A 14,678-nucleotide genomic window follows, 5' to 3' on the forward strand; every position below is an offset into this window, starting at 1 on the left:
ACTATTCTGCTTTTATAAAAGAGCAACGCTGAGTACCAACACCTAACAAACTATTCATTACGAGCGTACGTGTTCATTAACTCGTTTAATAATATGCACTAACTCATCAGTAATGATTTTCTTTGCATTGTTGAATAAGACCTTATCGGTCGACTATCTAGGAATGATGATGACATCAAAAATTATCTATACAAAAACGGACGAAGCTCCGGCACTAGCAACTTATTCGTTGCTACCGATCATCCAAGCATATACAAATGCGGCCGGTGTTGAAGTTGAAACTCGCGATATCTCATTAGCAGGTCGTGTAATTGCTAGCTTCCCTGATTATTTAACACCAGAACAACGCATTGGTGATGCACTAGCTGAACTTGGCGAGCTTGCTAAAACACCAGAAGCAAACATCATCAAATTACCAAACATCAGTGCATCTGTACCACAGCTTCGCGCTGTAATTAAAGAGCTTCAAGCACAAGGTTATGCACTTCCAGATTACCCTGTTGAACCTAAAAATGATGAAGAAAAAGCAATTCAAGCTGCTTACGACAAAATTAAAGGCAGTGCAGTAAACCCAGTACTACGTGAAGGTAACTCAGATCGTCGCGCACCAGGTTCTGTAAAAGAATATGCACGTAACAACCCACATTCAATGGGTGCGTGGAGCAAAGATTCAGAGTCTTACGTTGCAAGCATGAGCGAAGGCGACTTCTTTGGTTCAGAAAAGTCAGTCACTGTTGATGCAGCCACTGATGTACGTATTGAACATGTTGCAACTAACGGCGACGTTACAGTACTTAAACAAAGCACGCCGCTTTTAGCTGGCGAAGTTATTGATGCATCAAGCATCAGCGCTTCTAAGCTTCAAGCTTTCTTAGCTGCAGAAATTGATGCTGCCAAAGAAAAAGGTGTTTTATTCTCGCTTCACATGAAAGCGACAATGATGAAAGTATCTGATCCAATCATCTTTGGTCACGCTGTAAAAGTATTCTACAAAGATGTTTTTGCTAAACACGGTGAGCTTTTTGAAGAGCTAGGTGTTGATGTAAATAATGGTTTAGGCGATGTATATTCTAAAATTCAAACATTAGACGACGCTAAACGCGAAGAAATTGAAGCAGACATTCAAGCTGTTTACGCTAACCGCCCTGCTATTGCTATGGTTGACTCTGATAAAGGTATTACAAACCTGCACGTACCAAGTGACGTGATTATCGATGCGTCTATGCCTGCTGCAATCCGTTCAAGCGGTCAAATGTGGAATAACGATGGTAAATTACAAGACACAAGCTTTGTAATTCCAGATCGTTGTTACTCAGGTATTTACCAAGCAACTATTGATTTTTGTAAAGAAAATGGCGCGTTTGATCCAACTACTATGGGTAGCGTTCCAAACGTTGGCCTTATGGCTCAAAAAGCTGAAGAATATGGTTCACACGATAAAACGTTTGAAGCTAAAGCAGATGGTTCTATCCGTGTTGTTGATGCAAACGGTACTACATTACTTGAGCACAGTGTTGAGCAAGGCGATATTTGGCGCATGTGCCAAGCTAAAGATGCACCAATCCAAGATTGGGTTAAACTTGCAGTAAGCCGTGCACGCGCAACGGGCGTTCCAGCTATTTTCTGGTTAGACGAAAACCGTGCACATGATGCTGAGCTAATCAAAAAAGTAAATAAATACCTACCAGATCACGATACAGCTGGCCTAGACATTCAAATTTTAGCACCGCTTGAAGCAACATTGTTCTCATTAGCGCGTATTAAAGAAGGTAAAGACACTATTTCTGTAACAGGTAATGTTTTACGTGATTACCTAACAGATTTATTCCCAATTTTAGAGTTGGGTACGAGTGCTAAAATGCTTTCAATTGTTCCACTTATGAACGGTGGTGGCTTATTTGAAACTGGCGCGGGTGGTTCTGCACCTAAGCATGTTCAACAATTCGAAAAAGAAAACCACTTACGTTGGGATTCTTTAGGCGAATTTTTAGCACTTGCTGCTTCTCTTGAACACCTTAGCGTAACGACGGGTAACAACAAGGCACAAGTACTTGCTGATACACTAGATAAAGCGACAGGCACTTTCTTAGCAGAAAACAAGTCTCCTTCACGTAAAGTGAAAGAAATTGATAACCGTGGTTCTCATTTCTTCCTATCTTTATTCTGGGCACAAGAACTTGCTAAGCAAAATGACGACCGTGAACTTAAAGCACAGTTTACTCAAATCGCTAGCGACCTTGAGTCTAATAAAGATAAAATCGTAAGTGAGCTTAACGATGCGCAAGGCCCTGCAGTTGATTTAGGTGGATACTTCCTACCTAATGACGATGCAGCGTTTAAAGCAATGCGTCCAAGCACTACATTTAACGATATTCTTGCTAAATTAGTATAAATATTAGTTTGAATTAAAAAGCCGCTTACTTGTAAAAGTAAGCGGCTTTTTTGTGTCTAAATTTTATAAAAAAGGCCGCTATTTATAAAATAGCGGCCTTTAAAATAATTAAACTTAATTTAATTATTTAGTATATTAATTACTTGGTATATGCACGTGGCATTTTTGAATCAGTCATATAACGGTCACGCAGTTTATCTTGGCGAGATTGTGTAGAAACCTCAACGCCATTAATAAACATTTTATTCACGTGGCTGCTTAGTTCAAACGGGTCATTACTCCACATAACTACGTCAGCTGCTTTACCTACTTCAAGGCTACCTGCATTAATACCAAATACATCAGCAACGTTTGATGTAACCGCTTTTAACGCGCCTTCTTGGCTCATGCCGTACGACACAGCATTACCAGCGTCAAAACGCAGCTGGTAAATATTGTGGCTTGCATCGCCGCCTACCGTTAATAATACTTTTACGCCTGCTTTTTCAAGCACGCCTGCATTATCTAAACTCGCATGAAGCGAATCAAAACTTGCTGGTAAGCTATCCATTGCACTAATAATTACTGGGATATTTGCTTTAGCAACGCGCTCTTTAACTACAACAGCGTCTTGCGCACCGTTAAGTACTAAGTTAATACAAAATTGCTCTTTTACTTTAATAAGCTCAATAATATCTGCCGCACGCGATACGCCAACCACTAATGGCATTTCGCCACTAAGTACTTTTGCCATTACTTTGTCTTCAGTACTTGGCTTGTCGTCATCTTTTTTAGCTTTTTTACCGGCTTTAGTTTTGTGCTCATCAAGCTTATTAATCAGTGTTTGCAAAGTAAAAGCACGAGAACCTTTACTACGCTCACCTAAGTAAACAATTAAAGCCGCTTGTTTTTGCATGTTGCTGTCAAAACTACCACTTAAATCAACAATACTAGCAAGGCCCGAAAAAATACTATCGCCACCATGAGGAGTAATTACATCGCGTGTTACGCCGCCTTTGCGAGCGTAAGGAATTAAGCTCGAATGTGCGTTGTAAGCAAGGCTTACATCAAAATCAATACCGGCTTTTTCCTCGCCTGCATCGCGAGAGCCCGCAACTGCACTTACTTCAACTAAACCAAGTTGATTAATACTTGCAATAAAGCCAGGGGTTACAATTTGGCCTTTTGCATCAATAATTTCATCTGCTTTAATTTCAGTTGGGTTAATCGCTGTGATTTTACCATCTGTCATTACAATGCTTGCCGCTTCTAATACGCCTTGATCTGATGACGTATGCAATGTTGCATTAATAATTGCTAGCGATTGTGCACTTACAGCACCAGATGCTAATAATCCTGCAGCAACCAGAGAAAGCGAAAACGAACGTGATAAATCTTTCATTCTGGGTGCTCCTTATTGTTGACCTAACATAAAATCACTTGTTGCTTGATACGCGCTGTCATTTCTATCGTAAACTTTTGCACCATCAACAAATACTTGCTCAGCTTTAGCATAAACACTAAATGGGCTTTGATTCCAAATAACCACATCGCCCTGCTTACCCGCTTCTAGCGAACCTGTTTTGTCATCAATACCAAGTGATTTAGCCGCGTTAGCCGTGATCCATTTAATAGCGTGCTGCTCAGAAATATCAAAACCATTTTCGTTAGCGCGGTACATAACCTTGCCCGCTTCTTGGTTTAAGCGCTGAATTGTTGTATCTGAATCTGAGTGAACAACCGCACATGAATTTTTAACTGCATCAACAATAGCCACGTTTTCTTGAACCATGTCGTAGGCTTCCATTTTAAAGCCCCACCAGTCTGGCCAAAGTGCAGCACACGAACCATTCTCAGCAAGTAGGTCAGCAATTTTATATGCTTCTACACCGTGATGAAACGTACCCGCGTCGTAATTAAATTCTTTTGACAGGTCAATCATCATTGCCATTTCTTCGGCTTTATAACAATGATTATGAATACGTACTTCGCCTTCAAGCACACCACGAAGCGTATCGTGTTTAATATCACGTACTGGTGCTTCTGGGTTTAAACCTGCTTCATAATCGGCATTGTACTTATCCCATGCACGTTTGTATTCAGCGGCTTCAGCCCATGCCATACGATAACCAGCCATATTACCCATACGAGTTGAAGGTAATACACCTTGGCGACCATAAACACGCTTAGGGTTTTCACCACACGCCATTTTTAAACCATACGGCGCCTCTGGAAATTTCATGCCTTGCATAGTGTGTGCAGGGACGTTTTTAAGCGTAACGCCGCGTCCACCAAATAAGTTAGCTGAGCCTGGTAAAATTTGTAGAGAAGTAATGCCGCCTTCGCGTGCACGATTAAAGCCAGGATCTTGTGGCCAAACAGAATGCTCAACCCACACTTCTGCAGTGTTAGGGCTGGTCATTTCGTTACCATCTTGATGCGACTCAACCGACGGGCTTGGGTATGCACCTAAATGCGAATGCACGTCAATAATACCCGGTGTTACCCATTTGCCTTGTGCATCAATTGTAATATCAGCAGTAGCAGTTAAGTCTTTACCAACTTGTTGTACTTTACCATCAACAAGTAATACGTCAGCCTCATCTAAACGCTCACCAGTACCTGTAAGTACTGTTGCATTTGTAATAAGTGTGCTTGATGTAGAAACGGGTTGATAAGTGCTTGGATAAGGATTTTTGTTGATTGTTATTTTATCGTCTTGCGGGCCGTTTTCTTGGCAACCTACAAGTGCAGCAGCTAAGCCAACTGCTAATAAAGAAGGTGCAAATTTTTGCATGTTGTTTGGATCTCCTGTTTTTTTGCTACTTTAGCGAAAGCTAAGGAATAAAGCCAAAAAAACAGGTGAAAACGCAGTTAATTAAGATGAATTTCTGTAATTATTTCTTTATATAATTGTTATACAACTTTTCCAGCGCACCTTCGGTTGTAAGCGATGGATCTTTACTAATAAAGTGCTTAACCGTACGCGTTACAAAATCAGAGTTTTGCTTATGTAACTTAGAAAAATCTTTAATAATTGTATTACCGTCTTTAGCCGCAGTAACTTTGTCATGACGGTGACGATACTGGCTTAGCGCTTTATTAAAATCCCCTTGGTAGTCTTCAACCAAAATTTTATAAAAGTCACTTTTTTGTACGTTTAAATCATTAATGCAGTAATTTAGCGCCTCTTTAAAGTCGGTAAATATCATGCCTTCTACATCAAACTCTTTTGTTTTTTCACGTACTGCTACTTTGGCATCTTCTGTGGCATAGCTAAAACCAGTAAACGCTAAACGCTCAGCGGCTTCTTTTCCTAATTTCATACCCGCTTGAATGCTATGCGCAAACTCATCGCTCATATCGCCAAGTTCGTTTTCTTCCCACATGTTATAAACACGCAGAGGTTTTGCGTATTTAGTGGCAAGCTTTTTTTTCATTTTAGTGAAACGCTCATCTATCGTCATCAGCCTTTCGTTATGTAAAAGTGCGTGGCACTCATAACAAGCCGCAATAGATATAAAGTCAGCCTCTTCACCTAAATCAACAATGCTTTGTAGCATATGCAGCGGCGGACAATGGTCGCGCTCTGTCGCTTCACAGCCACAATAAAAACACTGGTTAAAATGCTGCTGATCGCAAGCGTATGCTTGCTGATAATAACTGGCTAACGTTTTGCTCACTGGTGCTCCTAAAAAACACGACTAAATTATGGGGGCGATAATAACAGCCTGAAAAAATAAGTCAGCCGCAAAAAAGCATTTAATTTAATTATTTTACAGATATCACTTAACACAAAACAGCGCTTAAATAAGCGCTGCAATTAAACCAAATAAACCACCAAACACACCACCCCACACAACAAGCCAGCCTAAGTGCTCGCGGATCATGGTTTGAATAATCTCTTTAACCATTTTAGGAGTAAGCTCATCAAGGCGCTCATCAACTAATTTAAGCACCGTTTTATGTAGACTCTCTGCGCTATTACCTTGTGAGAGTGTTTGGCTTACTAATGCTTTAAAATCGTCAGTTTGGGAAATTTCACTAAGCGACAATTGCATTTTTTCAATAAACTTTTCACGCATTGGCTCTATTGCTGCAGTGCCGCCAAACATACCTAACATGCTACCAAACTGAGATTCTTCAATAACGACAAGTAAATTGTCGAATGCAGGGTTTAAATCAACATTGCTAATTATTGGCTCAAAGTCGATATTGGGCTGCACTTTATTGAGTAAATTATTAATTTTTTGCTCTGAAAAAAACTCCGTTAATATTAGGTTTCGTATAGCTACTTTAAAGCTTTCAAACTTAAGCGCAATAACACCCGAGCCATATAAAAACGGGACTTTTTCGAACAACATATGAATCGCTAATAAATTAGTTACCGCACCTGAAAGCGCAAATAAACCAACAGATAACACAATTGCTTGGTTAAACATAAAACCTACAACAACACATAAACCCGCTAGCAAATTGGTTATTAAACTTTTGTTCATTTTTACTCCATTACAGTAAGTGTAATTTTTATGCAATATAGTCATTAATTTTACAACGTTTAGATTGTTAAATTAATACCTTTTTGCCATAGTTTAAGTATCTGTTTAAAAGGCGAGCAATTGTTATGTGGAAAACAGTAAATGAGCACATCAGCCAAGCCATTAGTTTTGACTTTAAACACACCTATAAACGCCAATTACAAAGTACAAATACCGACAAACTATTTCATATTACCAATGGTACGCATAACTTCTTCGTTAAAATAGCATTAAAAAGCGAACTCGAGCGTTTAGAAAGTGAATTTATTGGCTTAAAGCTTTTAGCGCAAAATAGTAATTTTAAAGTCCCTGAATGTATTACAACCGGTGCAAATATAGAGTTTTCGTTTATTGTTTTACAGTGGCTTGTTTTAGATAAACAACCCCACAACACGTGGGCAACTATGGGAAGCAGCCTCGCTAAAATGCATCAAAAACACGACCAAGCCATGTTTGGTTTTGATGTAGACAACTATATAGCCACTACCATACAACCTAATCGCTGGCATAAAAAATGGGATGTATTTTACGCCGAAGAGCGTATAGGGTGGCAATTACAGTTACTCGCTGAAAAAGGCATTAACTTTATTGAACCCGAGCGCTTAATTAATGCCGTTAAAGAACAGCTGCATAGTCACCAAGTAGAACCTTCATTATTACATGGCGATTTTTGGCGAGGAAATATGGGCTTTTTAAAAGCAGAGCCAACGGTATTTAACCCGGCTTGTTATTATGGTGATCGGGAAGTTGATATTGCAATGAGCGAACTATTTGCGCCACTGCCAAAAGACTTTTATAGCGCCTATAACGCGCACTACCCGCTTTCTCAAAATTACGAAAAACGTAAGTTAATATACCAGCTATACCCTATTTTAAATCACGCTAACATCTTTGCCGGTCACTATCTTACTGAAGCTAAACAACATATAGAAAAGCTGGTATTTGAAGGTATAAAATAAGTGTCATAAGCTGCATTTCAGCACTATATTTAATGAGTAAGTAGGCGTTCATCTGTAAGCGATTAAGTTAAATCTAACTTAATTATTTATAACTGGAGTGATTATGAAAGATTTTTTATCACAACGAATAACGTGCCCACACTGCGGCCACCACATACATTTAGACTTAGACGCAAGCATGGGCGATCAAGACTACGTTGAGGAATGCACTGCCTGTTGTAACCCAATTCATTTAAATATGCATATAGATCATGCTAACAATAAATTAGAGCTACACGTAGACAGTGACGACGAACAAATATTTTAACTTAAGCCTGATGGCGTAAGTAGTTTTCTACCGTATTTACAATAGTGTAAGTTTGCTGATCAACTTCAATATTAAACTTGTCACCCACTTGCGCTGCATCAATGTTTGTAATGGCGAGCGTTTCTGGAATTAGATGTAACCAAAAGCCTTGTTCGTCAACTTCGCCTACGGTTAAGCTTGCGCCATTTACCGCAACAAAGCCTTTATATAGCACATACTTTTGCCACTCTTTTGGCAAACTGAGTTGTATTTTGCAGTTATTCTCAAGCTTCACTATTTGAGAAATTTGTGACGTACAATGAATATGCCCAGACACTATATGCCCACCCAACTCAGTACCAAACGTAACAGAGCGCTCATAATTAACTAAACTGCCTAGCTCAAGTAGGCCTAAATTAGTTAACTTTAGGGTTTCGTCAATCACATCAAAATGCACTTGCGCCACCACATCGTGATTACTTAGCTCAACTTGCACAACGGTTAAACAACAGCCATTAATAGCAATACTTGCGCCTAAATCTAAATGCTTAACGTACTCATCGCTTACCGATACAACTAAGCGTAAAACACCGTCTGTTTGAGTCTTAGAGACTACCGTTGCTTGCGTTTGCACTATTCCTGTAAACATAAAATCACTTTAAATTATTACAAAGTGCTAGTTTAACGTATCAACTCATAAAATCATTCACTCCTGTGATTTTTATTTAAACCCCAATAGATTACAATTACGCCCTATTTTATCAACTAGCTGTTTTTATGACCTTTTGTAATTGGGAAGCCAAGCGTTTACTTTCCCTCGCTTTACCTGTTTTTTTAGCGCAAGTAACTCTTATTTTAATGTCGGTCGTCGACACCATCATGGCCGGACAAGTCAGCCCTACTGATTTAGCTGCACTTTCTATTGCTACGGGGATATGGAATCCTCTTTTACTTGGCCTTCAAGGTATTTTATTAGCGCTTACTGGTATTATTGCGCAGTTTTCAGGTGGCGATGATCGCAAAGGTATTAGTCATTATTTTCAACAAGCTCTCTATTTAACGGCTATTTTATGCTGCGTAGGCTTTTCTATTACCTATTTAGCCGACACCATTATTTTTAAACTAGACACCAGCCCAGCGATTGCAAATCTTGCGTATGATTACATTCACTTTGTTAAATGGGGCATTTTTGGTTTTTTAACTTTTACGGTATACAGAAACGTTACCGAAGGCATGGGTATGACCAAGCCCGCGTTTTATATAAGCCTGCTGGGTTTAGCCGTAAATATTCCGGTAAATTATATTTTTATAAATGGCTTATTTGGCTTACCCGCTTATGGCGGCGCAGGGTGTGGTATAGCAACAGCCATTGTTTTAACCGTTATGGCAATAGCGCAAGTTACCTATTGCCACACAAGTAAAAAGGTAGATGCCAAAGGCCTGCTTTCATCATTTAAAAAACCTAACCTAACCACTATTGGTATAATTACAAAATTAGGGATACCAATCTCACTAGCCACTTTTTTTGAAGTTACTTTATTTGCATGTATACCTCTGTTTATAGCGCACTTAGGTGCAGTTGCAGTCTCTGGTCATCAAATAGCAGCAAGCGTTACTACTTTGTTATTTATGATGCCGCTGAGCTTATCTATCGCTATAAGTATTCGTATAGGCAATTTATTTGGCCAAAATAAAATGACCGAACTTAAAGTTGCGGTATCTACTAGCTATATTTTAGCAATTGCTATTGCATTATTTTTAGCACTCATAACATTCCTCGGCCGTGATTTAATTAGCCAGCTTTATACCGACAGCCCTGCCGTAATGGCATTGGCTTCATCAATTATGATTTTAGCGTGTATTTATCAGTTACCGGATGCACTACAAGTTGCAGCAAATGGCATACTTCGAGGGTTAAAATACACCACGCCTATATCGTATATCACGTTTATATCGTATTGGTTAATCGGCTTTTGTTTAGGTTACGTATTGGCAAGAACAGACATAATTGTGCCAGCCATGGGGCCACACGGCTTCTGGACTGGGATAATAGTAGGTCTTAGTGTCGCTGCTATTTTATTAATGCTAACGGTAAAAAAACGTCTAAAATATGAATTTCTTAAAATTGATACACTTAATCAAAACTAATAAACTCAGCCTTAAAACATTACCAGCTGCTTTGCTGGTAATGTTCGTTTTTGCACTTACCGGCTGTAGTAAAGCACCCAGTAGTGTAAACGCAACTTATGTTGAGCGCTTAAGTAGCACCGTTAATGTAAATACAACAAAGCCTGTGTCACTCAAGCAACTCCTCTTACTGCGGCCTACCCCAATAGCACAAAGTGACTTAACACTGAGCATTGTTGAGCTTGCAGGTATTAGCCAATGTAAGCTTAACGTGCTTATAAGTGAGCATAATAACCAATTAGGAAAAACAGCCAGTGCTGCGGGGCAATTAAAGTATCAAATAAACTTTATTAAAAGTGCGCAGGTTTGCTTAAATACACTTGATAAAAATAGCCCTAGTTACACAAAAATACTCGCTGCCAAAAACTACAAAGAAGCACACTTAATGCACTTTTTTAACGCCATGTTATTTAAAGAGCCAGAGCTTAATAAAACATGGCTATTAACATCAAACGAGCTAAGTAGCGAACCCGCAGGCTTTAGTGATACCTTGCAGGCGCTCAAACAACTTGTACTTATTAAGCAGCAAATTAACGCTAAACAATTTAGTAAAATTAATAGCGATTCTGTTTTTAGTGCACTCGAACAGCTTAATAAATTTCAATTTAACCAAGCACTCATTCAATCGGTCCGCAAGCAGGTAGTGTTAAATAACAACGCCACGCAGTTTGTAAAAACATTAAACTTTAATACGCTGTGCCCTCAGGATAAAAATAATAAAAACGCAAAAATAATAAGTAACGTGTTTCAAAAATTTTACCTAAAAGAAATTCAGCCCTATCAAGCGCAGTTAACTGGTTATTTAGAAGTACTACAACCGCTTTATAACGAGCTTTGGTTTAACGAAAGTATCTCAAGTCCTCAAATTAATAACTTAGTAAAAACGGGCTCGACAAGTAACTTACTGAACTTACTAAAAAGCTCTGCTAAAAATCATGTAATTTGGTGGCAAGGTTTTTATAAAACGTGTGAAATAAGCCCAATATGAATAAAAAAACGGCAAATAAACTTAAAAACAACAAACTTGCTTGATTCACCAACCGCCACGCTATATATTAGCCGCCGTTGTTAAGCAATTAACACCTACTTAAATAAAGTAATACGACTGTAGCTCAGTTGGTTAGAGCACTACCTTGACATGGTAGGGGTCGGTGGTTCGAATCCACTCAGTCGTACCAACATTTAAGTAGAAAGTATCACTGAAGGAAAAAGCACTACCTACTCTTGATCACCCGGTCCAAGGGTCAGTAGTTCGAATCCACTCAGTCGTACCAACATTTAAGAGTCCTAAAAAAATTGTACGACCGTAGCTCAGCTGGTTAGAGCGCTACCTTGACATGGTAGAGGTCGGTGGTTCGAATCCACTCGGTCGTACCAATTAAACTCTATATTTCAAACAGTTAAAAATCCTATTCAATCTACTCGTTTAATTTTTCAACTAAAAATTAAATTCTTAGTTTTTTATTATTTTGTATTAAAAATTTTAAAATAACGAGAGCCAAGCCTCAAAAGATCATTCTAAAAATTCCAGTTTTTATCGATTTGTGCCCAAACTTGTGCCCAAGCGCCCAAACCACTTTTTTAGCTCTTTAATCTTTCTCAAAGTTAGACCCCTATCCTTGCAAATTCACAAACATCAAATCACAAATTCCAAACCAAAAATTTCAAGTCAGGTGACCACAACCCTAATATTTTCCGTGTCATTTCATGAAATATTCTATGACCCCTATTCCATAAACTGCTTCTGTGCCTTGTTCCGACACCGGTGCCCACACAAGGCACAGATATACAACTACCCTAGGCTACACTTCGCTTGTAGTCACGGTATGAATGAACATTACGTAACCGGTCAGCAGTTGAATAGCGAGGATCTGACTGTCTGTAAAATGTGCTTTTTTTATAATTTTCTCCTGTGTTTACAATAAGAGAAAATTCTACGTTTGGCTTCTATTATTTTTCGGGGGGATTACCAGATAGATCACTTATTTTAGAGACCAGTTAAGAGCAAAACATGCTCTTAACTGGTTTTTGTTTATTACTCTAGAGCAGCTATTTCATCCAACATTGGCATTCCGCCATGCGAGAGGCCCTGCAGCTCACCACAAATCGACATCATTTGCGATGTAATACCTGTAATTTGCCCTTCACGCTTTTTCCAGATCCTTTGCATTGCGTTTCTTTCTTTATCAAGTTCGATTTTCATTTGTTCTTGATGATCTACAACCGCTTTTAAACGATGAACAAATTGCGTGCTGCAAATATAATCATATATGGCTTCTACTTGTTCACTTTTGCCCGAACTCACCGTTTTTTGGCGCTGTGACTCTAGCAGCACTATTCTAAGCGCCTCACTAAGCCCTTTTGCTAAAGCAGGTTTAACTAACCAAACTCCATCAACCATTAACATAGGTTCATTTGTATTTGCAGGAAATACGGTTGTTACTAGCACTCCAATATCACCAGCAGCATTTTGTACATCTGTTTTAAGTTTGCTAACCCAAGCGTTTGACCAATGTTCAGCTCGCTTTGTTTCCCAAACTATTTTTCCGCATACAGTACCCGAGCGCATGCAAACCGTTTGTATAACATCTGCGCCTTTAGCTCCTTTTTTTACAGGTTCAATAAAATCTACTGGGTATAACTGAGCCAATGTAGTCTCTAGCTCAAGCTCTAAAACTTCACCTTGTAACTGTTGTGACCCTTGCTCTAGCTTGCGCTTAAGGTCGTTATTAGCTTTGGAAGCATCATCAATTTTTTTACGGTACTCCGCTTCTATCAATTTGAACTCATTTGCAGCATCATCACGAAGTAACTGCTTTTGCTCTTCAATTTTACGTGCTAATTCAAGCTCAAAGTTTTTTTGTTTATCTTCAAGCTCTGTTTTGGCCTTTCTGAGTTTAAGTTCTTCATTTCTAAATTGATCCAGTTGCTCATCTTTAGCTTTAATTGACTCTTCTAGGCTTTGTTTTTCTAAACTGACAGCCTCTCTCACGCGCTGCTCTACTTTTGCTTTTTCAGATTCAATCTTAGCATTTAGTATTTCTGCACTTTGCTTACTATCTTCTAACTGTTCATTTAATTGTGCTAATTTTTGCTCAAACACCTTTGATGCTGATTTTTCAGCCTCTTTTGTGGCTTGGGCTTTAAGGGAAGTTAATTGCTGGCTAAGTAGTTGCTCATACTCGTTTTCATGTTGCTCAATTAAATGCTTAGCTATCGCATCTTTTACATCAAAATCAGTATCACAATGAGGACAGGTTATTGAATCGTTTGCATTAAGGATAATTTTAGAAGTCATGGCTGAGCCTTGTAATAGTTAAACACATAGCTACTATTACAAGGTTGATGCCAAAACATAACTAATTGTTTAATAAAGATTTAAATATATAATCACTTTGTAGAATGGTAATTAAATTACTTTTATGTAAATATAATTACCATTAAATGAGCTATAGATATAAGTTTATTTATTCGTTATGTCCTTTCGTAAATTTGTGTCCTGCTTAAAGTTTGAACAGCTTGATAAAGAGCCATATTAAACACACTTAACTCGCCAATTACCCCAGGACCGATATCTGCACTATAAATTGAGAGTGAATTTCTAAAATCAATTAAATTTACTTCAATCTTATTATCAACTACAACCTGAATATATTGGCTTTTATTCACTTCGTTTACACAACTAAGAAACTCACTAGAATCCACCTCAAATAGCACACCTAAATACCTACATAGTTCAAATGTGTGCCTGCCTTCAATAACTATATCGTTATTTAACACTGCATCTATAAAGTCTGGTGCTAACTTATTATGTGGTTCAAGTGCATGCTGATGATTTTTAACTAAGCTAAAAAATACATCACGGAGACAGAGTAAATGTTGGTAAACATAAGCCGACATTTTCACTTCGCTTTGAAAAGGTCGCTTAAACATTGCTTGAATCTTTATTTCTTGTGTTAACTCAACACCTGAATTTAGCTCTAATACTAATTCATGCTTAGCATTTTGCTGTCTAACTTTAACTGCCCTAGTGTAAGGTCTAACAAAAGTAAAATTAAGTTCAATAAACTCCTCTGTAATGTCTATTTCTATAAATTTTTTATCATTACTAACAATCGAAGTAAGGTCTAACCTTTTAAAAAAATCACTCTCCGAAACCGCATCAGCTAGTTCATCTTCTAATCGATCAATTTTGTCCTGCTGGTCTTCAAACTTAGCAATTAGCTGACCGATAAGTTCTTCTATACCTAGTTCTTTAACTAGGGGCTGTTGATCTTTGTAGTACATATATTAATCAGCCCACATTGGTAGCCACATCATAGTGAATGCTAAAGCGA

At 38.4% G+C, this 14,678-nt stretch carries 12 protein-coding genes and 2 tRNA genes; 7 read left to right on the plus strand and 7 right to left on the minus strand.

The window, feature by feature from the left end; translation table 11 throughout:
* Window positions 1-169 precede the first annotated feature (169 nt).
* Window positions 170-2,392 carry an NADP-dependent isocitrate dehydrogenase gene (locus I6F53_RS16120; RefSeq protein ID WP_197240278.1) on the plus strand — a complete coding sequence of 741 codons (2,223 nt, stop codon included), beginning with the start codon at window positions 170-172 and terminating at the stop codon, window positions 2,390-2,392.
* A 139-nt stretch (window positions 2,393-2,531) separates the two neighbouring features.
* On the opposite strand, the gene I6F53_RS16125 is transcribed toward I6F53_RS16120, so the two are convergent.
* The 4 genes from I6F53_RS16125 to I6F53_RS16140 all read right to left on the minus strand — a co-directional run bounded on the left by I6F53_RS16125 (window position 2,532) and on the right by I6F53_RS16140 (window position 6,870).
* Window positions 2,532-3,773 (minus strand): amidohydrolase family protein, encoded by a 1,242-nt coding sequence (locus I6F53_RS16125; protein ID WP_197240284.1) that lies wholly within the window; start codon window positions 3,771-3,773, stop codon window positions 2,532-2,534.
* 12 nt (window positions 3,774-3,785) lie between these two features.
* Window positions 3,786-5,168: an amidohydrolase gene (locus I6F53_RS16130; RefSeq protein ID WP_197240286.1), complete on the minus strand. Its 1,383-nt coding sequence runs from the start codon at window positions 5,166-5,168 to the stop codon at window positions 3,786-3,788.
* Between the two features lie 100 nt (window positions 5,169-5,268).
* Window positions 5,269-6,054 carry a hypothetical protein gene (locus I6F53_RS16135; RefSeq protein ID WP_024590332.1) on the minus strand — a complete coding sequence of 262 codons (786 nt, stop codon included), beginning with the start codon at window positions 6,052-6,054 and terminating at the stop codon, window positions 5,269-5,271.
* A 123-nt stretch (window positions 6,055-6,177) separates the two neighbouring features.
* Window positions 6,178-6,870: a DUF445 domain-containing protein gene (locus I6F53_RS16140; RefSeq protein ID WP_197240287.1), complete on the minus strand. Its 693-nt coding sequence runs from the start codon at window positions 6,868-6,870 to the stop codon at window positions 6,178-6,180.
* A 125-nt stretch (window positions 6,871-6,995) separates the two neighbouring features.
* Here I6F53_RS16140 and I6F53_RS16145 point away from each other — a divergent pair, with 125 nt between their 5' ends.
* On the plus strand, window positions 6,996-7,868 hold the full coding sequence (locus I6F53_RS16145; protein ID WP_165727833.1) for a fructosamine kinase family protein: 873 nt from the start codon (window positions 6,996-6,998) through the stop codon (window positions 7,866-7,868).
* A gap of 103 nt (window positions 7,869-7,971) precedes the next feature.
* The gene (locus I6F53_RS16150) at window positions 7,972-8,175 is read left to right on the plus strand and encodes a CPXCG motif-containing cysteine-rich protein (protein ID WP_165727832.1); all 204 of its coding nucleotides are present in this window, start codon (window positions 7,972-7,974) and stop codon (window positions 8,173-8,175) included.
* Window position 8,176: 1 nt separating this feature from the next.
* Here the strand turns inward: I6F53_RS16150 and I6F53_RS16155 are convergent, their stop codons facing one another.
* Entirely contained in the window at window positions 8,177-8,803 is a 627-nt protein-coding gene (locus I6F53_RS16155; RefSeq protein WP_165727831.1) for a riboflavin synthase subunit alpha, read from the minus strand.
* A 128-nt stretch (window positions 8,804-8,931) separates the two neighbouring features.
* On the opposite strand from I6F53_RS16155, the gene I6F53_RS16160 reads away from it, so the two are divergent.
* The 4 genes from I6F53_RS16160 to I6F53_RS16175 all read left to right on the plus strand — a co-directional run bounded on the left by I6F53_RS16160 (window position 8,932) and on the right by I6F53_RS16175 (window position 11,718).
* Window positions 8,932-10,302, plus strand: coding sequence for an MATE family efflux transporter (locus tag I6F53_RS16160; RefSeq protein ID WP_165739268.1), 1,371 nt, complete (start codon window positions 8,932-8,934; stop codon window positions 10,300-10,302).
* Window positions 10,265-11,329, plus strand: coding sequence for a DUF3080 family protein (locus I6F53_RS16165; RefSeq protein WP_165739266.1), 1,065 nt, complete (start codon window positions 10,265-10,267; stop codon window positions 11,327-11,329). Before I6F53_RS16160 ends, I6F53_RS16165 begins: the two co-directional genes overlap by 38 nt.
* Window positions 11,330-11,442: 113 nt before the next feature.
* Window positions 11,443-11,519 (plus strand) — tRNA-Val (locus I6F53_RS16170).
* A gap of 122 nt (window positions 11,520-11,641) precedes the next feature.
* Window positions 11,642-11,718: transfer RNA gene (locus tag I6F53_RS16175), tRNA-Val, on the plus strand.
* Between the two features lie 658 nt (window positions 11,719-12,376).
* Here the strand turns inward: I6F53_RS16175 and I6F53_RS16180 are convergent.
* Together I6F53_RS16180 and I6F53_RS16185 are read right to left on the minus strand one after the other, a co-directional pair.
* Entirely contained in the window at window positions 12,377-13,639 is a 1,263-nt protein-coding gene (locus I6F53_RS16180) for a DUF2130 domain-containing protein (protein ID WP_197240289.1), read from the minus strand.
* Between the two features lie 176 nt (window positions 13,640-13,815).
* Window positions 13,816-14,628, minus strand: coding sequence for a hypothetical protein (locus tag I6F53_RS16185; RefSeq protein WP_197240291.1), 813 nt, complete (start codon window positions 14,626-14,628; stop codon window positions 13,816-13,818).
* Window positions 14,629-14,678 lie beyond the last annotated feature (50 nt).

This window comes from Pseudoalteromonas sp. SWN29 (genome assembly GCF_015864465.1).
In the GTDB taxonomy this organism is placed as follows: domain Bacteria; phylum Pseudomonadota; class Gammaproteobacteria; order Enterobacterales; family Alteromonadaceae; genus Pseudoalteromonas.